Source organism: Kocuria sp. JC486 (assembly GCF_011602805.1).
Taxonomy (GTDB): domain Bacteria; phylum Actinomycetota; class Actinomycetes; order Actinomycetales; family Micrococcaceae; genus Kocuria; species Kocuria soli.
Map to the genome: position 1 here is coordinate 28,338 of NZ_JAAOZS010000010.1, position 20,970 is coordinate 49,307.

General features: G+C 67.4%; 19 protein-coding genes. 8 read left to right on the plus strand and 11 right to left on the minus strand.

The window, feature by feature from the left end:
• Positions 1-111: 111 nt before the first annotated feature.
• Together greA and GWK18_RS06900 are read right to left on the minus strand one after the other, a co-directional pair.
• Positions 112-618: a transcription elongation factor GreA gene (greA, locus tag GWK18_RS06895; protein WP_166834129.1), complete on the minus strand. Its 507-nt coding sequence runs from the start codon at positions 616-618 to the stop codon at positions 112-114.
• 239 nt (positions 619-857) lie between these two features.
• On the minus strand, positions 858-1,280 hold the full coding sequence (locus GWK18_RS06900; protein ID WP_123826392.1) for a DUF4307 domain-containing protein: 423 nt from the start codon (positions 1,278-1,280) through the stop codon (positions 858-860).
• 151 nt (positions 1,281-1,431) lie between these two features.
• Between GWK18_RS06900 and mca the strand changes: the two genes are divergently transcribed.
• Positions 1,432-2,379 (plus strand): mycothiol conjugate amidase Mca, encoded by a 948-nt coding sequence (gene mca / locus GWK18_RS06905; RefSeq protein WP_348535870.1) that lies wholly within the window; start codon positions 1,432-1,434, stop codon positions 2,377-2,379.
• 82 nt (positions 2,380-2,461) lie between these two features.
• A complete protein-coding gene (locus tag GWK18_RS06910) occupies positions 2,462-2,767 on the plus strand; it encodes a hypothetical protein (RefSeq protein WP_123826396.1) in 306 nt (101 codons plus the stop codon).
• 96 nt (positions 2,768-2,863) lie between these two features.
• On the opposite strand, the gene GWK18_RS06915 is transcribed toward GWK18_RS06910, so the two are convergent.
• Positions 2,864-3,640 (minus strand): hemolysin III family protein, encoded by a 777-nt coding sequence (locus GWK18_RS06915; protein WP_233568868.1) that lies wholly within the window; start codon positions 3,638-3,640, stop codon positions 2,864-2,866.
• A 307-nt stretch (positions 3,641-3,947) separates the two neighbouring features.
• Here GWK18_RS06915 and GWK18_RS06920 point away from each other — a divergent pair, with 307 nt between their 5' ends.
• Both GWK18_RS06920 and GWK18_RS06925 read left to right on the plus strand, forming a co-directional pair.
• Complete coding sequence (locus GWK18_RS06920) at positions 3,948-4,709, plus strand: isoprenyl transferase (protein WP_123826398.1); 762 nt, start codon at positions 3,948-3,950, stop codon at positions 4,707-4,709.
• A 151-nt stretch (positions 4,710-4,860) separates the two neighbouring features.
• A complete protein-coding gene (locus tag GWK18_RS06925) occupies positions 4,861-6,222 on the plus strand; it encodes a PhoH family protein (protein WP_166834133.1) in 1,362 nt (453 codons plus the stop codon).
• On the opposite strand, the gene GWK18_RS06930 is transcribed toward GWK18_RS06925, so the two are convergent.
• Positions 6,172-7,551, minus strand: coding sequence for a glycosyltransferase 87 family protein (locus GWK18_RS06930; RefSeq protein ID WP_166834135.1), 1,380 nt, complete (start codon positions 7,549-7,551; stop codon positions 6,172-6,174). The two genes, GWK18_RS06925 and GWK18_RS06930, sit on opposite strands and share 51 nt — an antisense overlap.
• A 114-nt stretch (positions 7,552-7,665) precedes the next feature.
• Positions 7,666-8,496, minus strand: coding sequence for a hypothetical protein (locus GWK18_RS06935; RefSeq protein ID WP_209280907.1), 831 nt, complete (start codon positions 8,494-8,496; stop codon positions 7,666-7,668).
• 100 nt (positions 8,497-8,596) lie between these two features.
• On the opposite strand from GWK18_RS06935, the gene GWK18_RS06940 reads away from it, so the two are divergent.
• Both GWK18_RS06940 and GWK18_RS06945 read left to right on the plus strand, forming a co-directional pair.
• Positions 8,597-9,112: an A24 family peptidase gene (locus GWK18_RS06940; RefSeq protein ID WP_166834137.1), complete on the plus strand. Its 516-nt coding sequence runs from the start codon at positions 8,597-8,599 to the stop codon at positions 9,110-9,112.
• A gap of 104 nt (positions 9,113-9,216) precedes the next feature.
• Entirely contained in the window at positions 9,217-9,732 is a 516-nt protein-coding gene (locus tag GWK18_RS06945) for an NUDIX domain-containing protein (RefSeq protein WP_166834139.1), read from the plus strand.
• 57 nt (positions 9,733-9,789) lie between these two features.
• Here the strand turns inward: GWK18_RS06945 and GWK18_RS06950 are convergent, their stop codons facing one another.
• The 4 genes from GWK18_RS06950 to GWK18_RS06965 form a co-directional block, all read right to left on the minus strand.
• Entirely contained in the window at positions 9,790-11,535 is a 1,746-nt protein-coding gene (locus tag GWK18_RS06950; protein WP_348535871.1) for a pyruvate dehydrogenase, read from the minus strand.
• Positions 11,536-11,748: 213 nt separating this feature from the next.
• Positions 11,749-13,161, minus strand: a complete 1,413-nt coding sequence (locus tag GWK18_RS06955) for a class II fumarate hydratase (protein ID WP_123825026.1) — start codon at positions 13,159-13,161, stop codon at positions 11,749-11,751.
• Positions 13,162-13,236: 75 nt separating this feature from the next.
• Positions 13,237-13,923: a carbonic anhydrase gene (locus tag GWK18_RS06960; RefSeq protein ID WP_123825027.1), complete on the minus strand. Its 687-nt coding sequence runs from the start codon at positions 13,921-13,923 to the stop codon at positions 13,237-13,239.
• Between the two features lie 87 nt (positions 13,924-14,010).
• The gene (locus GWK18_RS06965) at positions 14,011-14,694 is read right to left on the minus strand and encodes a DUF4245 domain-containing protein (protein WP_166834143.1); all 684 of its coding nucleotides are present in this window, start codon (positions 14,692-14,694) and stop codon (positions 14,011-14,013) included.
• Between the two features lie 156 nt (positions 14,695-14,850).
• Here GWK18_RS06965 and glpX point away from each other — a divergent pair, with 156 nt between their 5' ends.
• A complete protein-coding gene (gene glpX / locus GWK18_RS06970; protein WP_233568733.1) occupies positions 14,851-15,846 on the plus strand; it encodes a class II fructose-bisphosphatase in 996 nt (331 codons plus the stop codon).
• Between the two features lie 189 nt (positions 15,847-16,035).
• A complete protein-coding gene (locus GWK18_RS06975; RefSeq protein WP_166834147.1) occupies positions 16,036-17,997 on the plus strand; it encodes a hypothetical protein in 1,962 nt (653 codons plus the stop codon).
• A gap of 70 nt (positions 17,998-18,067) precedes the next feature.
• On the opposite strand, the gene GWK18_RS06980 is transcribed toward GWK18_RS06975, so the two are convergent.
• Positions 18,068-19,123 (minus strand): peptidoglycan bridge formation glycyltransferase FemA/FemB family protein, encoded by a 1,056-nt coding sequence (locus GWK18_RS06980; protein ID WP_166834149.1) that lies wholly within the window; start codon positions 19,121-19,123, stop codon positions 18,068-18,070.
• Positions 19,124-19,173: 50 nt separating this feature from the next.
• Positions 19,174-20,964 (minus strand): LCP family protein, encoded by a 1,791-nt coding sequence (locus tag GWK18_RS13440; RefSeq protein ID WP_348535872.1) that lies wholly within the window; start codon positions 20,962-20,964, stop codon positions 19,174-19,176.
• Between the last annotated feature and the right edge of the window lie 6 nt (positions 20,965-20,970).

The window sequence follows — 20,970 nt, forward strand, 5'->3', positions numbered from 1 at the left end:
CCACCCTGAGCGCAAGGACAAAGACGACGACGGGCGGACCCTCCGCAGGACGTCAAGCGACGCCGTCCAAGGAGGGTCCGCCCGTCGTCGACTGGGCGGTTGAGTGTTGACTCAGCCCTCGAAGGGCTTGGCTTCGAGGATCTCCACGGAGATCTCCTTGCCGTTGGGTGCCGTGTAGGTCACCGTCTCACCGGCCTTGTGGCCCTTGATTGCCGAGCCGATCGGGGAGTGGTCGGAGAAGACCTCCATGCCCGTGCCGCCCACCAGGTCCTCGGCAACTTCGCGCGAGCCCAGCAGGAACGTCATCTCGTTGCCCGCGACCTCGGCGGTCACGACCATGCCGGATTCGACGATGCCGTCGTCGGCAGCCTTCTCACCCACGGTGGCGTTCTCCAACAGGGAGGTCAGCTGGGCGATGCGGCCCTCGTTCTTTCCCTGCTCCTCGCGGGCAGCGTGATAGCCTCCGTTCTCCTTGAGGTCGCCCTCTTCGCGTGCGGCTTCGATCCGGTCGACGATCTCCTGGCGGTAAGGACCGGAGATGTAGTCGAGCTCCTTCTTGAGCCGGTCGTAAGCCTCCTGGGTCAGCCAGGCGCCCTGGTTTTCGGGGGTCTCGGGCACAGTCGTCTTCTCTCTGTCTGCAGGTTTTCAGTCGGTTGTGGTGATGGTCGGGATTACGCCGTGCGGGGGAGCGCCCCGACGTCGAATCGTCCCCGTGCCGTTGCCGACCCGCTGTTCCGTGCGGCGTTCGGTCACGGCGGGGCCCGTGGTCAGACACCAAAGTTTAGCCGAAAGGCCGTGATGGTCAGCACTCTGCCCACTGGGGTGCTGTCACGTGGCGGGCGGATTCGCCGTGGGATTCAGTCCAGCACCCAGCACTGTGCGACCCGGGCTGAATTGGCCTGGTTGGTGGTCCTGATCTCCACGCGATGCGCGCTGGTCTGCCCCGAGAGCTGGTCCGCGGGGACCTCACCAATGGTGGTTTCGGTGTAGCCCACCACCGCGTAGCTCTCGTTCAGAGCCTCCACACCGCAGCGCACGACCTCGTCCTCGCCCTTGGTGAGTTCGAAGTCCGCGGTGATCTGGGACGAGGAAATGAGCTCGAAGCCGACATCCTTGGTTGACGGGCGGTTGGAGCCACCCACGATGGTCCAGATGATGAACGCGGCGGCCACCAAGATCCCGACCGCCAGGACAACCCACCAGGCGCGCCGGGACACGGCGGGGGTGCGCCGCCTGGCGTAGCGCTGCTCAAGCACGGCATCGGTCTGGCTTTCGGGCATGAACCGAGTCTAGTGGCGGTGGCCGATGGGCCCGGCGGCGTCCACGGCGGCGCGTAGACTGGTCGCGCCGCCGCGTAGGTCGCAGCAGACCAGCGTCACAGCGGCACCCGACCGTTTCGACAGGGGCCTGGATCCCCGAAGGAGCCCGTTCGTGCCTTCGTACCCTGACCTTCGCCTCTTGGCAGTGCACGCCCACCCGGACGACGAATCGTCCAAGGGTGCCGGAACCATGTCGCATTACCGCGGACTCGGCGTGGACGTCATGGTGGCCACGAACACGGGCGGGGAACGCGGAGACATCCTGAACGCGGCCATGGAAGGCGTCCCGCACGCCGAACGCGACCTGCCGGGCTACCGCCGGGACGAGATGCGCCGGGCGGCCGAGGCACTGGACATCAAGCACCGGTGGATGGGTTTCATGGACTCCGGTCTGCCCGAAGGCGACCCGCTGCCACCGTTGCCGGCGGGCTGTTTCGCCTTGCAGCCCGTGGAGATCGCGGCGGCCCCGTTGGTCAAGCTGATCCGAGAGTTCCGTCCCCACGTGATCCTGACCTACGACGAGAACGGCGGGTACCCGCACCCGGACCACATCCAGACCCACAACGTCTCCATGCACGCGTGGCAGACCGCGGGGGACCCAACCGAGTACCCGGATCTGGGTGAGCCGTGGCAGCCGTTGAAGCTCTACTACGACAAGGCCTTCAACACGGAGCGCTTCATCGCGCTGCACGAGGCGATGACCGAACGCGGGCTGGAGTCCCCGTTCGCGGAGCGCATCGCGCGGATCATGGAGACCCAGGACGCCGAAGGCAACAAGGCCGTGTTGGGGGCACATCCGACGACCACCAAGATCTTCTGCCCCGAGTCCTTCTCCGTGCGGGAGGAGGCGCTGCGTTGTCACGAGACGCAGGTTGCGCCGGACTCCCTGTTCTTCGCCGTTTCTCCGGAGTTCCAGGCTGCGGCCTGGCCGTGGGAGGACTACGTGCTGGCAGAGAGCCGAGTTGATTCGCCGGTCCCGGAGACGTGCCTGTTCGCGGGGATCGTGGACGAGGTCCGGCCGGATCCCGATTACGCCCCGCAACCCGACTGGCAGATCTGATCGTCACCCGTCCCGGCCCGCGCAGTACCCCGCTGCCCGTGGCCTCCCGACGAACGCCCGCTGAAAGCTGAGTTCACCCCACATGTTGACGCTGTACCTACAGACCGCTGCACCCTCGGACCCCAACGACCTCATGCCGGGGTTGGAGCCGGAACAGGTCAGCCCCGGAGTAATCGGGTTCTTCGCCACGTTCTTCGTGGTCCTGGCCCTGACCGCCCTGATCCTGGACTTCATGCGCCGTCAGCGGCGTCTGCGCTACCGCATGGCGTACGCCCGCGAGCGTGAGGCCGCGGGGCGGACCGAGGCGCCGGAGTCCAGGGAAGAGGCTGCCGACACGCCCCAGGAACCGACTTCAGACGGTCAGGACCCGACCGACTTCACCGAGTGAACTTTCAACACGGGTTTCTGCCGATCGGGAGGCCTGATTGGTAGAAAACCGTGTTGAAAGTTGGGGGAGCGGGTCGGCGACGGCGCCGTCGGGGCCTCAGCTGACCAGGGTCGAGCCGAACATCGCGAACATGATCGAGATGTAGTGGCAGATGAAGCCCACGACCGTCCAGGCGTGGAACACCTCGTGGAACCCGAAGGTCCGCGGGGCCAGGATGGGCCACTTGAGGGCGTAGGTCACGGCTCCTGCGATGTACGCCAGCCCGCCGATGGCCAGCATGATCGTGGCCACGGGCTGCACGGGCCAGAACTGCGGCAGATACGCCACCGCGATGCACCCCATGACCACGTACAACGGCGTGTAGAGCCACCGGGGTGCGGACATCCAGACCAGCCGGAAGAGGACCAGGCCGATCGCCGAACCCCAGATGACCGTCAACAGCACGGTGGGATCCGGCATCAGCGCGATTGCTGCCGGGGTGTAGGTGCCGGCGATCAACAGGGCGATGTTCGTGTGGTCCAGCCGGCGCAGGACCGCCGTGACCCGGGGGGACCAGTAGCTGCGGTGGTAGATCCCCGAGACTCCGAAGAGCAGCAGGCCGGTCACCCCGAAGACTGCGCAGGCGATGCGCAGCTCGAGCGACGGTGCCAGGATCATGGCCACCAGGACCATCACGAAGGCCACGGGCGTGAAGGCCGCGTGGATCCAGCCGCGCCAGGCCGGCTTTCGCGGCACCGGCGGGTGAGCCAGGGTCGAGCCCAGCTTGTGCAGCAATGGAGACCGGGCCACGGTCTCCATGACCTCGGGGATGACCGGGGCGTGGCGCGTACGTCGTTTGCGCGACTGGCGCGCGGTGGAGGCTTGGTCGGACAAAGGAACCTCCTTGAAGTCGGGGCGGTCAGCGGCGGACGGTTCGGCCGCAACGATGCGCCGTCGGTGACGCCGGCGGGGCACCGGCACCTGAGAAGTACGCGGTACCACGGGGACCGGACACAATCCTAGGGCCAGAACTTCTGTGGATGCTGTGAGTCGACGGCGGCGCGACGGACACGCGATACATTGGGAGAATCCACGCAGAGTCATGACCAGCCACGGCGTCGGCCGCTCGTGGGCGATCGCTCGTCGTCGGCGGGTTGGGGTGGAGACGGCGCGGCAGAAGGCAGGGGAGAAGGGGAACGGAATGACGAAAGCTCGACCGTTCTACCGGATCTACGAACAGCGTCTGGCGGCCGATCTGGACCCCGAGCGCCTCCCGCACCACGTGGGCGTGCTGGTGGACGGCAACCGGCGTTGGGCCAAGCAGTTCGGCGGCTCGACCGAGGACGGGCACCGCGCCGGTGCGGAGAAGATCATCGAGTTCCTGGGCTGGTGCCGGGACCTGAAGATCCCCGTGGTCACTCTCTACGTGCTCTCGACCGAGAACCTCAAGCGTCCCGCCGCGGAACTCGGGCCGTTGATCGAGATCATCACCGGCCTGACCCAGCGCCTCCAGGAAGAAGGGCTCTGCCGGGCCCAACCCGTGGGTGCCCTGGAGATGCTTCCCCAAGCGCTGCGGGACAGGCTCGAGACACTGCGCACCGTGACCGCCAATAACCCCGGGCCGCACCTGAACATCGCCGTGGGGTACGGGGGCCGGCAGGAGATCGTGGATGCCGTCAAGGAGATCTTCACGGATGCCCTGGACCGGGGGGAGGACGTCCGTGAGCTGGTGGCGACCCTGTCCGCGGAGGACATCTCCGAACACCTCTACACCCGCGGTCAGCCCGACCCCGACCTGCTCATCCGCACCTCCGGGGAACAGCGCCTGTCCGGGTTCCTGATGTGGCAGTCGGCCTACTCGGAGTACTACTTCTGCGAAGCGCTGTGGCCGGACTTCCGTCACGTGGACTTCCTGCGTGCGCTCCGGGACTATGCCTCCCGCAAGCGCCGATTCGGCGGCTGACACCTCGCGGCCACTCGGTGTTGCGAGTCACATGCCGCGAGTTCACGGCTCATTCACGTGTCCTGGGCAGGCCCGGCTGAGCTGCTGTGTCACCGTGGCTTCAGGCGGCCGGTGACCGACGCCGGTCGTCCCGAACCGGAAGGACGCCGCGATGACGACCACCAGCACGGAACCCACCGTTGAGACCACCACGGGGGGCTCCGCTCAACCGCGATCGGGAGTGCGCTCCTACGTCGTGGACACCTCTGTACTGCTCTCGGACCCCCGAGCGATTCTGCGGTTCGCGGAGCACGACGTGGTGCTGCCGGTCATCGTGATCACCGAGTTGGAGGGCAAACGCCACGACCCCGAACTCGGGTACTTCGCGCGCAAGGCCCTGCGCCTGCTGGACCAGTTCCGCACGGAGCACGGCAACCTCAACAAGCCATTGCCCCTGGGCGACGACGGCGGGCGCCTGATCGTGGAGCTCAACCACGTCTCCGACACCGTGCTGCCCCACAGCTTCCGGCTCAAGGACAACGACTCGCGCATCCTGGCGGTCGCCAAGAACCTTGCTGACGAGGGGCATGACGTGTGCGTGGTGTCCAAGGACCTCCCCATGCGGGTGAAGGCCTCCGCACTGGGCCTGGACGCCGACGAGTACCGCGCCGAATGGGTCTCGGCAGCCGACTCCGAATACACCGGCCTGGAAGAGCTGGACGTGGACGACGACGTCGTCGCCCGCCTGTACTCGGACGAATCGGTTCCCGTCCCCGGTGCGCAGGGCCTGCCGACCAATTGCGGACTGGTGTTGCACTCCGTGCGCGGCAACGCGCTGGCCAGGGTGCGGGAAGACGGTACGGCCCGGGTGGTGCGGGGCGACCGCGAAGTCTTCGGGTTGTCCGGGCGCTCGGCCGAACAACGCCTGGCGATCGACCTGCTCCTGGACCCCGAGGTCGGGATCGTGTCCCTGGGTGGCCGCGCCGGAACGGGCAAGTCGGCCCTGGCCCTGTGCGCCGGGTTGGAAGCCGTTCTGGAACGTCAGGAGCACAAGCGGGTAATCGTCTTCCGCCCGCTGTACGCCGTGGGCGGCCAAGAGCTGGGGTACCTCCCGGGCACCGAGGACGAGAAGATGAACCCCTGGGGACAGGCCGTGTACGACACCCTGGGCGCTGTGGTCAGCGAGAACGTGATGTCGGAGGTGACCTCACGCGGGTTGATCGAGGTTCTGCCGTTGACCCACATCCGCGGGCGTTCCCTGCACGATGCCTGGGTGATCGTGGACGAGGCCCAGTCGCTGGAGAAGAATGTCCTGCTGACCGTGCTCTCCCGCATGGGGCAGAACTCCAAGGTGGTGCTGACCCACGACGTCGCCCAGCGGGACAACCTGCGGGTGGGGCGTCACGACGGCGTGACCGCGGTGGTCGAGGCCCTCAAGGGCCAGTCCCTGTTCGGACACATCACGCTGACCCGGTCCGAGCGGTCACCGATCGCGGCGCTGGTCACCGAGGTCCTGGAGCGCGCCGAGATCTGAGTCCCGGGGTTCGGGGGCCGTGGTGAGTGCGGTGAGTGCGGCCGGGTACGGGCGCAGCGCCAACCACACTCCGGACAGAACGGCGACGACCACCGGCACCGTTGCCACCCGTTCCAGGGCGGGCGGACCGTGCAGGACGACCTCGGGGTAGTTCTCGCCGAGCACTTGGGCCGCGAACACCGAGGGTGCGCTGGTGAAGGACCAGAACACCAGACCGATCAAGGTCAGGGCAACGGCCCACTGCCAAGCGGGCGCGGCCCGCGGCGCGGCGGGCACCAGGGCGATCATGAGGGGAGCGACCCACACCCAGTGGTGTTCCCACGTGATGGGGGAGATCAACAGCATGACCAGGGCGCCGATCACGGTTGCGGAGAAGAAGTCCTGGACACGTGAGGCCCGCCGAATGCCAGCCGCGCCACCGGCCACCACCAGCAGGACCGCGGCCAGCCAGACGGGCTTGAGCAGTCCGTCCGGCAGGTCCCACAGGTGCAGGAGGCCGTTGAGCGACATGTTGGAGATGCGGTCCACCTCACCCACGCGGCCGGTCTGCCACAGTTCGGAGGTGAAGTAGGCCCAGACCTCCCGGGGGAGGAACACGGCGGAGACCGCGATCGTCGTTGCCACACCGACGGCCATGCCGACCAGGGTGCGCCACCGTCCCTGGACCAGAGGCACCAGGCCCATGGCCGCCGGGGTGATCTTAAACCCGGCGGCCACGCCGGTGAGGAATCCGCTGCCCCACCGGCGCCGTGCCCGTCGCCCCAGGTCCACCAGGATCAAGATGGCTAACATGGTGTTGACCTGGCCGTACACGATGGTGAAGCGGGAGGGGTAGAGGTTCCACAGCACACCGCAGAACACGGCGAATGCCAGGAGCGTGGGGACCACGCGCACACCGAACCAGTCACGGGAGAACGGCGCCAGGCGCAGGCAGACGGCCGCCAGCACGCACGTGAGGAGCACCCCGACGACGGCCATGGTGGTCCACGCCTGCTCCAACGTCATGCCACCCAGCGGGTAGAACGCCAATGCGGACAGGGGAGGGTAGGTGAACGGCAATTCCAGTTTGCCCGCCTGGACCAGGACGGGGTCGTAGAGATCCGAGGTGGTGGGGTTGTTTCCCTGCAGCACCTGGGCGGCACGCCAGTACACCTGCATGTCCAGTCCCGGCTTCGGACGTGTCGCCAGGACGTAGGCCACGAATGCCGCGGACACGGCCAGCATCCCGCCGACCATGACCGCGAGTGCCGCGACCGAAGGAGTTCCCGGGCCGGGGCCGCGCAGGACACGGCTCGAGCGCTCGGGGGAAGCGGAACGAGAGGAACTCATGGGGACCCTTCGGTCGGAAGTGGCGGGGCGTGATCGGGCGCGGGACGCGGGTTCAGGCTGTCAGAGCGGGCCCGAGTGGGGGCGCGGCCGGACCCGCACCAGAGTACGGGGGACTCAGGCTCCCACCATCCACGGCACGTGCCGGGACACGTCCGTGAGGTCGAAGGACACGGGGGTGAAGAGGTCGTCCAGCAGGTACTCGTCCACCGCTTCGATCCGCAGTCGGTGACCTGCTCCGGCGAGGGGCCCTTCCAGAACGGTGGTGGAGACGCAGATCCCCGTGCGCTCGTCCACGACCACCCGCGTGGCGGCCGGTGTCAGGGCATGTCCCGGTTCGGAGGGTGCGTAGGAGGCCCCGGGGGTGACGACGGCGCTGCGCACGGCGCGTCTGTTGTCGTCCGTGCCCACCTGGACGTCGGTGATCGTGGCTGGACGCTGGGACGCCAGGTACAGGGGTTTGGGGGCGGGACCGGCGATCTCGACGGGGTCCAGGACGGCTTGCCACCGCCCACCACCGAAGACGGGATCCCCGTAGGCGGCTTCGGGGCGGCGCTCGACCAGGCCCGACCGGCGGTACACGGGCGCCACCAACGAAGGGGGCAGGAGCCAGGAGTCCGGACGAGAGGCCACGTAGAAGTCCTGCCGCGAACGGCCCAGGTCGGTCACGGTGTACAGGGGGTCCCCACCCAGGGTCTCGACCCGGAGGTCCTGCGGGCGGCGCACCCACGCGCGGACGGGGACAGGCGGGGTGTCAGTGCCGGCGCCCATGCTCGGATCCCGTACGCCTGTCGCTGCGGCACCCTCGCCCTGGGCGGGCAGGAGCCATTCGAGGGTGAAACGGACGGTGTCCCATTTCCACGGGGAGGACCGGCACAGCGCGGCGAACTCGTCCGGATCCGTCCCGGGGGCTGCGGCCGGACGCCCGTAATCCCTGGCAGATGACATGCCACCAGTCTAAGGACGGTGGCCCGGGCGGCCACGGGAGAGTGTCCACAGGTCGGCCCGGTGCGCGGCGGAGAGCTGCCCCCCGACTATGTTTGTGCACATGGGGGAGTACTTGACACTCCACGCATCCGCCGGGGAGCTGTCCGGGTTGGTGGCGACGTTCTGCGTCCTGCTCGCCCTGACCGGTCTGGCCCTGGTCGGCGTGTGGCTGATCTACGTAGATCTGCGTGACCACCGGCTGCCCGGCGTCGTCGTTCGTCCTGCCTGGGCCGGTGCCGCCGGGCTCCTGGGGTTGGCCGCCGTGCTCTCCGACCAACCGCAGCGCCTCCTGGGCATGGGCCTGGGTGCCATCGGCATGTGGGGTGTGTACTACCTGCTGCGCAAGGCTTCCGCGGGTGCGTTGGGCCTGGGGGACGTGCGACTGGCGGCCATGTTGGGAACCGTTCTGGGTTTCGCCTCCGTGTGGACCGTCCTGTGGGGAACCATTCTGGGGTTCCTGGTGGGCGGTCTGGTTGCCGTGGTGCTGCTGCTGACCAGGAGGGCGCACCTCACGGACAGGGTGCCGTTCGGGCCGTCGATGCTGGTCGGGGCCATGCTCGCGCTCGTCCTGGTCTGACCCCTGCCTCAAGCCCCCGCCGTCGGTCTCCATGGAGGCTCCGCGCGTGCCGTGTGACACCATCGGAGGCGTCAGCCCTCGTCCCCGAGCGCCAGGAGCCAACCGTGCCCACACCCGATTTCATCCTCGAGTTGCGTCAGAAGATCGGGCACGACTCGTTGTGGCTGGCCGGTGCCACGGCCGTCGTCCTGCGCGGCGACGACGTCCTGTTGGGGCGCCGAGCGGACAACGGCATCTGGGCACCCATCACGGGCATCGTGGACCCCGGCGAGGAGCCCGCGGACACCGCCGTGCGTGAGTGCCAGGAAGAGGCTGGTGTGGTCTGCGAGGTGGAGGGACTGGCCTGGGTCAAGGCGGGGGACGAGAAGGTGTTTCCCAACGGCGACCGTTGCATCTTCCTGGACCACACGTTCCGGTGTCGCTGGGTCAGCGGGGAACCGGTGGTCAACGACGACGAATCCACCGAGGTCGGCTGGTTCCCCCTCGACGGGCTTCCGCCCATGAAAGATGAACTCCTGCAACGCATCCGCATGGCCGTCGAGTTCGACGGACGCACACGATTCGTGGCGGGTCGCCCGGGCCCCGGCGACCACGCCGCCGGGGCCCACGAAACCGCATGAGGTGGCTGCCGGTCACCTTCATGCGCGGCGACATCGCGGTCGCCTGAATCCACTCACCTAGCGCAGAGCGTTGGCGTTGCGCAGATTGGAGCGGGCCATCGACACGGCCTCACCGGCGCCGCGGTTGAGCACGACCTTGCTCATCGCGGTGGCGAAACCGAAGACCTGGTCCCCGGTGATCTTGGGCGGCATGGACAAAGCGTTGGGGTCGGTGATGACCTCCACGAGTGACGGACCGTCGTGCGAGAGCGCTGACTTCAGCGCCCCCTCCACGTCCTTGGCCTTGACCACGCGCTGTGCCTGGAATCCCAGGGACTCCGCCACCTTGGCGTAGTTGGCGTCCGGGACGTCGACGCCGAAGTCGGGCAGACCGTCCACCAGCATCTCGAGCTTGACCATGCCCAGCGTGGAGTTGTTGAACACCACCACGGTGATCGGCAGCCGATACATCGCCGCCGTGACCAGTTCGCCCATGAGCATGGACAGACCGCCGTCGCCGGACATCGAGATCACCTGACGGCCCGGGTGGGCGACCTGGGCGCCGATCGCATGGGGTAGTGCGTTGGCCATGGACCCGTGCAGGTACGACCCGATGATCCTGCGGGTCCCCAGCGGCCGGATGTAGCGGGCCGACCACACGTTGCACATCCCGGTGTCCGCCGTGAAGATCGCGTCCTCGGCAGCCACCTGGTCCAGCATGTCCGCGACGTACTCGGGGTGAATGGGGTGCAGGCGCTTGACGTTGCGTGTGTAGGCGCCTACGGCGTTGTTCATGAGCTTGTCGTGACGCCTGAGGGTCTTCTTCAGGAAGCTGCGGTCCTTCTTGGCCTCGAGCAGCGGCAGCAGGGCTTCGAGGGTGGGTTTGACGTCGCCCTGCACCGGGTACTGCACATCCGTCCGGCGGCCCAGCGCGGAAGGGTCACGGTCCACCTGGATGGTCACCGTGTCGGGCAGGAACTGGTCGTAGGGGAAGTCCGTGCCCAGCATGAGCATCACGTCGGCGTCCTGTAGACCCTCGGCCGCGGCCCCGTACCCCAGCAGACCGGTCATGCCGACGTCGAACGGGTTGTCGAACTGGATGGCGTCCTTGCCTCGCAAGGAATGGCCCACGGGGGCCCCCAGCGTCTCGGCGAGCTGGATGACCTGGTCGTGGGCTCCGCGCACGCCGTCGCCGGCGAAGATTGCGACCTTCTTGGCGTCGTTGAGCACCCCTGCGATCTCCTGAACACACTCCGGGTTCGGCACGGTCGAGGCCGCCATGACCGGTGTCCAGTGCGGGGTCTTCTCCGTGGCCTCCAGATGGGCCACGTCGCCCGGCAGGGTCACGACGGCGACGCCGCCCAGCCCGGTGGCGTGCTGGATGGCCGAACGGACCACGCGCGGTGCCTGCTTGGTGGTCGAGATCAGCTCGCTGTAGACCGAGCACTCGTTGAACAACCGGTCCGGGTGGGTCTCCTGAAAGAAGGACTGGCCGATCTGGGCCGACGGGATGTGCGAGGCGATGGCCAACACCGGGGCACCCGAACGCTGCGCGTCGTACAACCCGTTGATCAGATGCAGGTTGCCGGGCCCGCAGGAGCCCGCACACACGGCGAGTTCGCCGGTCAGTTGCGCTTCTGCGGCGGCCGCGAAGGCCGCGGCTTCCTCGTGGCGGACGTGGACCCAGTCGATGCCGCCCTTGGCGAGTCCTCCGGTCTGGCGCACGGCGTCCACCACGGGGTTGAGGCTGTCGCCCACGATCCCGTAGATGCGCTTGACACCGGCGGCCTGAAGTTGGGCGACGATCTGTTCGGCGAGTTTCACAAGGGCCTCCTCAATCTCACGCGGGCCACAGTGAATCTGGGTCCTGGCGATTTCCGCCATCCTAAGCAGACATAGGAACCCGTGTCCGCCGGTGACGCAGGGATGTCAGCCCTCGGCTGATCGGTATGACCTCATGAGTCGGCCCCGCGGAGGAATCCGCGGGGCCGACTCATGAGTGACCTGGTTATGCCCCCACGGGCGGGAGCAGGGGGATCAGGCGTTGGGGCCCGTCATGGTGGTGACGTCCAACTTGGCGTCCAGCTGCTCCTCGGTGAGGTTGGTGCCGTCCACGTAGCCGAGCTCCACGGTGGCTTCGCGCACCGTCACCTTGTTCGCCACGGCGTGCTTGGCGATCTTGGCGGCGGCCTCGTACCCGATGGCCTTGTTCAGCGGGGTCACGATCGACGGCGAAGCCTCGGCCAGGAAACGGCAGCGCTCCTCATTGGCGGTGAGGCCATCGATCATCTTCTCCGCCATGACCGTGGAGGTGTTGGCGAGCAGACGAATGGACTCGAGTAGGTTGGCCGCCATCACGGGGATACCAACGTTGAGCTCGAACGCCCCGTTGGTCGAGGACAACGCAACGGTGGTGTCGTTGCCGATGACCTGCGCCGCCACCTGGATGGCCGCTTCACAGATCACCGGGTTGACCTTGCCCGGCATGATCGAGGACCCCGGCTGCAGGTCCGGAATCGCGATCTCGCCCAAACCCGTGTTGGGGCCGGAACCCATCCACCGCAGGTCGTTGTTGATCTTCATATAGGAGTAGGCGATGTTGCGCAGCTGCCCGGAGGCCTCGACCAGACCGTCACGGTTGGCCTGGGCCTCGAAGTGATTGCGGGCCTCCGTGATCGGCAGCCCGGTCTCTGCAGCCAGCAGTTCGATCACGCGGGCCGAGAACCCGGCGGGGGTGTTGATGCCCGTGCCCACCGCGGTGCCACCGAGGGGAACCTCGGCCACGCGGGGCAGGGACGCGTTGATGCGCTCGATCCCGTAGCGGACCTGCGCCGCGTAGCCGCCGAACTCCTGTCCGAGCGTCACCGGGGTGGCATCCATCAGGTGCGTACGCCCGGACTTCACGACGTCCTTGAACTCGGCAGCCTTCTTCTCGAGGGAGGTCGCCAGGGTTTCCATGGCCGGGATCAATTCGTGGGACAGCGCCGCGGTCACGGCCACGTGCACGGAGGTCGGGAAGACGTCGTTCGAGGACTGCGAGGCGTTGACGTGGTCGTTCGGGTGGACCTCGGTGCCGCTGGACTCCAACGCCTTGGTGGCCAGAGTCGCCAAGACCTCGTTGGTGTTCATGTTCGACGACGTGCCCGAACCGGTCTGGAACACATCGATCGGGAAGTGCTCGTCGTAATCGCCGGCGGCGACCAGGTCCGCAGCGTCCTGGATGGCCTGCGAGCGCTCGCCGTCGAGCACCTCGAGTTCCAGGTTCGCCTGCGCTGCCGCCTTCTTGACCTGCGCGAGCGCCTTGATGTGCTGGCGCTCCAGGGTCTTGCCGGAGATCGGGAAGTTCTCGACCGCGCGTTGGGTCTGGGCACGATAGAGGGCGTCCACCGGGACTTTGACCTCGCCCATGGTGTCGTGTTCGATGCGGAATTCAGCGTTGTTCTCAGCCATGGGGCCAGTCTATGGCCCGGACCACATGTGTGACGACGAATGGGCTTGCGCCGCTGCGCCCGGCTGCAGCGGAACCTACTGGTCGAGTTCCAGCCAGGACCCGTGGCCGTACACCAGCTCCGCCTGACCGTCGCTGAGGTGGTAGAACATCCCGACCAAGGCGACGTCGCCGCGGGAGACTGCTGCAGCGATCGTGCGTGACTGGTCCAGGATGCGCTCGGCGACCAACCGCACGTTTTCGACCACCATGTCGTTGACCGAGTGCTTGTGGGAGCGCTGACTGTCCAGGACGGCGGGGGTGATCCGCTCGATCAGGGAACGCTGGAAGCCACCCGGGAGATTGCCGTCCTCGACCGCGTTCTTGGTGGCTGTGACCGCACCGCAGGAGTCGTGGCCGAGGACCACGATCAACGGGACCTTGAGGACCTCGACCGAATACTCCAAGGTGCCCAGGACGGCGTCGGCAATGACCTGACCGGCGGTCCTGACCACGAATGCGTCGCCGAGGCCGAGGTCGAAGATGATCTCGGCGGCCAGCCGTGAGTCCGAGCACCCGAAGATGGTGGCGAACGGGTGCTGCGATTGCGTCAGGGATTCGCGGCGGCTGGCGTTCTGGTTGGGGTGCTGCGCGCTGTCGTCGACGAAGCGCGCGTTGCCGGCGCGCAACCTGTCCCAGGCCTCCCGGGGGGTGAGCTGCCGGTTCGTGCGGTCCTCGGCGATGTGCAGGTTCGTGGGTTCCTGCGCATTGGCTCCCTGACTCATGTGCTGCTCCTCAGACATCGTTTCCCTGGCTTTTGGGTTCGTGCGTTGGTGAGTTCCTGCGTGACGGTCTTGAGTCGCCGTCGTCGGTCAATTCTGTGTGGCCTCGGTGGCCTGGGCGTCCACCACTGCACCGGCCACGTGTGAGATCTCCTCTTCTGAGGCCGTGCCGGTCACGACCACGGTGCTGTCGTCGAGTTCGCCGACCCACGAACGGGTGATCTTACCGTCGTCGTCCTCCGCCTGGTAGGTGTCCCAGTCGATCCCGTGGGCTTCGCGGGTGCCGGTCTGCGGTGCCTGGCCGACCTGCTCGACCAGCCAGGTCGGGTTGGCCTGATCCGTCTGCACGAGCCCCACGAAGCGGGAGGACGGGGTGACCCATCCCGCTTCCCATCGGTCCACGTCATCGGCCGAATTGCCCTGCCACCTGGCGTAGTTCGGGCTGTAGCCGTCCCCGAGTTCGGGGGCCACCGGGGTGAACTCTGCGACGTCCGCGGCGTAGGAGGCCTCCTGCGCGACATCCACGTCCGGGCGGTAGGTCTGCCCGTCCGGACGGGGCTGCAAGAGGAAGAACGGAAGGGTCAGCAGGACCAGGACGGCCATGGAGATGATCATTCCGCGGGCCGGGGCGTAGATCCGCTGGGCCTGCTTGGTCGTGATCTGGGGCGTGACCTGGGAGTCCCCGTCGGGGTGGGCGGTATCGCCGGACGTGCTCGTGGGCGCATCGGGTTGCGCCGAGGGATCGTCGGAGGGCTCGGGGTTGTACTGGCTCACGGGCTCCATTGTGCCCGTTCCGGCGGCAGGGTTCTCACCGTCGTCATCGCGTCACCATCGGTCGTACCCGGGACCGCGGCAGTCTCGCCCGTTAGGCTGGTCACAAGGTCGACGACGACGTCGATGCTCCCATGCATTCGAAGGCGAGGAAACGCTGTGTCACAGCAGACAAAGTCCACCAACGCACCCGATCGCAACTTGGCTCTGGAACTGGTTCGAGTGACGGAGGCCGCCGCCATTGCCGCCGGCCACTGGGTGGGTGCGGGTGACAAGAACAGTGCGGACGGCGCCGCGGTGGATGCCATGCGTTCGTTCCTGTCCACGGTGGACTTCAACGGCACCGTGGTGATCGGCGAGGGCGAGAAGGACGAAGCCCCCATGCTCTTCAACGGCGAGCAGGTCGGCGAGGGCTCGGGTGCGAACTCGGACATTGCAGTGGACCCCATCGACGGCACGCGTCTGACCGCACTGGGCATGAACAACGCACTGTCCGTCATCGCGGTGGCCGACGGCGGTTCCATGTTCGATCCCTCCGCCGTGTTCTACATGGAGAAGCTCGTGGTCGGGCCCGAAGCCGCCGATTTCGTGGACCTGCGACTGCCGGTCAAGCAGAATCTGCACCTGGTCGCCCGCGCCAAGGGAGTACCTGTCAACCAGCTGACCGTGTGCGTCCTGGACCGTCCGCGGCACGCCGATCTGGTGGAGGACATTCGCAAGACCGGTGCGCGCACCCGGATGATCCTGGACGGCGATGTCGCGGGCGCCATTGCCGCGTGCCGCGAAGGCACCGGCGTGGACGTGATGATGGGCACCGGCGGCACACCGGAAGGCATTGTCACCGCCTGCGCCGTCAAGGCGACCGGCGGCGTGATCCAGGGGCGGTTGGCCCCGATGAACGACGAGGAACGGGAGAAGGCCGCTGCCGCGGGTCTGGATGTCGACCAAGTCCTCACGACCAACGACCTGGTCACCAGCGACAACTGCTTCTTCGCAGCCACCGGCATCACCGACGGCGACCTCCTGCGCGGCGTGCGCTACCAGGGCCGTCGTATCACCACGCAGTCCCTGGTCATGCGCTCGCATTCCGGGACCGTGCGTGTGGTCGAGGCTGAACACGTCGCCTCCAAGTGGGAGAAGTACGCCCGGCACTGAGCCGATACTCCTGCGAACCACGCCTTGAAGGGCCCTTTCCCGTGGCGCGAATGTGAACACATTCGCGCCACGGGCGTACAGCCACACGGGCCGCATAGACTGTGCAGACAGAATGTTCATGGTTTCCGGGAACATTTCGGGTTCGCCCCGGAACGGGACCATCCCTCCGCTCAAAGGAATTCGCGCGCCGTGGCTCTGACCGTCAGTTCCAGCCTCAACCAGAAGACTTGGGATGCCACCGTCCGCGTGACGGGCGGTCACCCCAATCAGCTCTGGGGAATCGGCGCGGTCCAACAATCGGCCGAAGGGGAAAAACTCACGGTGGACCGCATTCTGGTGCGGGACGCCGACGAGCGCATGGTCGGTTACGGGCAGTTGCAGATCCGCCGTGACAACGGCCGCGTGGTGGTGGAGGGCAACCAGGTCCACGTCAACCGGGCCGCGATGGTCCCCGGTTTCATGGAAACCGTGGCGGGATACGTGGAGGACCGCTACGGCGCCGAGCGGATCACCCTCGAGGTGGACGCACAGGGAGCTCAACCGCTCAACGATGCCTTGGAGGAACGCGGCTGGAAGCGGCAGGACCAGGTCGAGGAATCCGAGGTGGGACCCAAACGCCTGCGAGTTCCGTTGGGGGTCACGGAGAAAGCCTTGTCCTCGAGACTGTCCGCGCAAACGCTGGACCGTTGCCGCGCGGGACTCAAGGTTTCCGATGTCACCGTCCGGGAAATCACGGCGAATTCCGGCGGGGTGCGCGCCGTCGGTTTGAAAACCGGTCAGATCAATCACCTGCTCAAGGACCTGGGTCAGGATTCCCTGCTGCTGGTCGCCGCGCAGGAACGCCCCGACGAACAACCCGAAGCCCTGGGATACCTGTGGTTCGTTCACACGGTGGGCTTGGCCATGCTCTACCGCGTGGGTTTCACCAGGAAGGCCCGGGAGCTCGGCATCGATGACGCCCTGCTGCTCACGGGTGCCGTGGAACTCCAGAAGCGCGGCGTGCAGCGCATGGACGGCGGGAACTCCCGGGACAAGGACGTTCCCACCGTGGTCCGTGAGATGGCGGATCACGAGCGCAGCGTGCTGGGGACGTGGCGCAAGGACCTGGTTGAGGCCCCGGAGGCCGCACCGGCCCCCGCGGACGCCCCGACCAAGAAGCGTGGCCTGTTCGGGCGGCGGAAGAAGCAGCCCGAACCCGCACCCGTCGTGGAACAGGTCGAGCAGCCCGAGCCACGCCGCGTGGACGAAGTGCGCCAGCAGGTCAGCCAGGATCTCGGCATCGAGATGACCGGAATGACGCCGCCGCAATCGGAGGCACCGGATCCGGTTCCGGCGCAGGTGAGTGAATCCGGCGGGGCCCGGGCTGAGGAAGGATCCGCTCCTGCGGCTGCAACCGGCGCTGCGGTGGGTGCTACGGCGGCCGCCGATGCGGCGTCGACGTCCACTGCGGACAAGAACGGCGAAGCGGTCTCTCAGCGCCCTGAAACGGCCTCCGAGGAAACCTCCGAGGGTGAGCCGAAGATGTCCAAGGCCGCTCGACGCAAGCAACGCCGCCAGGAGAAGCGTGCCGCGAAGGCAGATCCAGAGCCGCAGTCCGAGGCTTCGGCACCCGCTGCCGCGGTCAGCACGGGGGACGACGACACCGCGACCGCTTACGCGGTCCAGGACACCCCCGACGCCGGTGACCGCGCGACGGACGCGGAACCGACGAGCGAACGATCCGAGGGGCAGGAAACGACCCAGGGCGTCGACTCAGAGGAACCGGGGGAGCCAGCCACCGACGAAGAGACGGGTTCGACCCCCGATGAGCCCGTGGTTGCTGGAGAGCTGCGGGACGACGAGCCCCATGAGAACACACCTCGGGACGGTGAGGCTGAGAAGGCCCCGACCGAGGACGAGGCGCAGCAGGACGATGCGCCTCTGGAGGACGAGCCCGCCGAACCTGTAGAGGACCCCGCCCGCGTGGAGGCCCGTGCCAGGGCCGATCAAGAACGTCAGGACCGGCCCGAACACAAGGATGGCGACGCCGTCGCACGCACGGCGGATTCGCTGTCCGGGCCGGAGCCCAAGAAGTCCCGGGGACCGTTGGCCTTCGGGAAGCGTCTCTACTCGGAGAGCCTGGAAGCGTTCAAGGACGCCGCCGGCCGTTGAGGTCCGTGAGCTGACCACAGGCGAGGGCCCCAGTGCAACGCGTGAGCGCGTGCACCGGGGCCCTCGGCGATCAGGAGGAGCTGCGCTTGGTGACCGAGCGTGCCTTGTGCTTGAGACCGGACAGGGCACCCGGAGCCTTTTCCTTGAGCCCGGCCACCAACTCCGGACCCTTGGTCCTGGCCGTTGACACCGATTCCCGTGCCCCGCGGATCCCCATGTAGGCCGCGTACTTGGCGGGGGAGACCGGAAGGTCCCAGGTTCCCGGGTAGGCCACGGGTTCCCCGCCGAACTCCTGCTTGAACTTGGTGAACCCGAACCATTCGTGCTCCGGTCCAGCGCCTTCCGGGGCCGTGCCGAAGAGATCGAAGTGCTTGAGGCCCTTCTCCCGGGCATCCACGATCATGCGGACCACCAGGGCGCTGCCGGCCGACAGCTTGCGGTGGGCGGAGTCCATCGCGGCGTGCGCGTAGGTGCGGGTGTCGTCGGAGTCGTAGGCGAAGGCCGCCCCGATCGGCTCGCCGTCCAACCGGGCGATGTAGAGCACACCCGCGCCCTGGGGCACCAGCACCTCGGCAGCCGTGCGGAGGTAGTCGTCCTGCTGACGGTTGAAGTTCTTCCGTTCCGCCGTCTGGTCCAGGTACTTCAGCAGAACGGCGACGTCCTGGGGGTCGGTGGACGACGTGAACGTCACACCCTTCTTGTGGATGTTGCGGTGCAGATTGCGCTTGGTGGACTTCATGTCCAAGAGGATCGCGTCCTCGTCCCGGTCCAGGTCGATGATCTGGGTGTGGCCCGGCTGCACCTGACGCGGCGCCAGTTTCAGCCCACGACGACGCAGCGCGGCTTCGGGGGTCTCCAAACCGTCCTGGATCTGGGCGAAGGCCGGTTCCACACGCACGAACCAGCACCCGTGTTCACGCGCGGCGGCCTTGAGCGAATCCAGGGCGGCGTCGAAGGATTGCGGTGAATCGGCGATCGGACCGTACGGGGTGTACAGGTACCGGCCGGTCGAGTTGCCTTCCACGGTTGCCTGCCAGGAGAATCCGGGACCCTCGCCGTGGAGCACCGTGTGCCCCAGCGCGGTCTGGAAATCGGCCCATGCTTTGCTCTGCAGAATGTTCGTCACGGTGGCTACTGTACCGGCGTCGCTCGTCGTCCCCCGGACCGGGCGACCGATCATGGAACCGAACAGGTGCCGTTCTCCGAGAGCTCCGTGGGGGCGCCCGTGCCGTCGGTCCCGGGGACGCCGGGCTCCGTGCGGGTCACGGGCAGTGCCTGGGAACCCAGTCCACCGCCCAGTGCCAGGGTTGTGCCGGTCGAGCCCGAGCCCTGCGCTGCGGTCGAGGCTCCACCGGCCGGCGTGGGCTGTGCGTCCCCGGATCCGTCGGCGTTGGCCAGCATCTCGGCCACGTCGGCGTGGAGCTGGTCGTAGTCCGGGTAGGTGGGGAACATCGCGTCGTAGTACGGCGGACCGGCGGCGTAGCCCACCAGTTCGTAGTCCTGCGCCTGGACGGCCAGGTCCACGAAAGAACCGATCGAGGACTGGGGGATGTCCGTGCGGACCACCTGGGTTCCGGCCGCAGCCATGTCCTCGAACTTGGACACCACGTTGACCGGGTTCAGCTGTTTGAGCATGGCGGTCTGGACGCAGCGCTGGCGTGCCTGGCGGTCGTAGTCGGTGGCGCCTTCGCGGGAACGCGCGTACCAGAGCGCGTGGTAGCCGTCGAGGTGCTGGACACCCGGTTCGATGTACCCGTCGATCGGGTTGGGCAGACCGGTCAGCTCATTGGTGCCACCGCCGATGGGAACCTGGCCCCCGACGTCGATCGTGATGCCACCCATGGCGTCGATCAGCTGCTCGAAGCCGGCCATGTCGATCATCGCGTAGCCCTGGACATCGATGCCCAGGGCGCCCGATGCGGCGTCCATCATGGCCTCCGCGCCGGGGTCCTCGGCGTCGCCGTAGACATCCGCGTGGTTCTCCGTGACGTCCGTGTAGACGGCGTTCAGCAGGCATTCGTCACCGCAGTTGTACCCGTCCGGGTAGACGTCGTGCATGGGCGAGTCGTCAGGGAACGGCACGTTCTGAAGGTTTCGGGGCAAGGAAATGGTCGCGGTCTGCCCGGACTTGGCGTCGATGCTCAGAACCGTCATCGAGTCCGGGCGCAGCCCCACCCGGTCGGCACCGGCGTCGGCGCCCATGAGCATGATGTTGTACCGGCCGTCGACGGGCCGGAACGGCAGACCGCCGCCGAAGATCTCGCCCACGGTCGACCGGGTCACGTTGAGCAGGTGCGCCGTGTAGCCCAACCCGCCCGAGGTGACCACCATGGCCACGATCGTGCTGACGATCGCCACAGTGCGAGCCTTCGAGCTCAGCAACCCGGGGCGCGCCAGCCGCAGGGCGTCCAGGAACAACACGCCCCAGCCGATGGCCAGCGCCACCAGGGCGATCGACACCACGGGGGAGGTCAGCCCGTTGGTGGTCAGGAAGATCAAAGGGGTCCGCCAGAACAGTGCGGACAGCAGGGTGAGCAGGAGCAGGAGCCAGCACACCACTGTGACGACCAGGGCGACCCGTCCCAGGCGCCGGTTCCCGGCACTCACCTGAGCAGATCCGGGAACCAGCAGGGTGCCCCCGAGCAGGAGCGCGGCCCGCTTGTTCCGGGCCTGCGGCGACGTGAACCGCGGGTTGACCAGGGCGTTGTGCCAGGAGGCCACGCGGTTGAACCGCGGGATGTTCTCGTCGGCGCCGACCTCACCCACGACGTCGTCGTACCGGTCTTCGAACTCGTCGCCCCGGTCCTCGCCGAACTCGTCGAACTCGCCGAACTCGTCGTCGACGGCGTCGTAAGGGTCGTCGTAGCGCCCGTAGGGTTCCTCGAACCGGAGGTCGTCCCGGTGCCGTGAGGCACGACCGGGACGGCCGTCGTACTCGCTGTTACGGGGTTCGTGGGGTCCTGTCACGTGGTT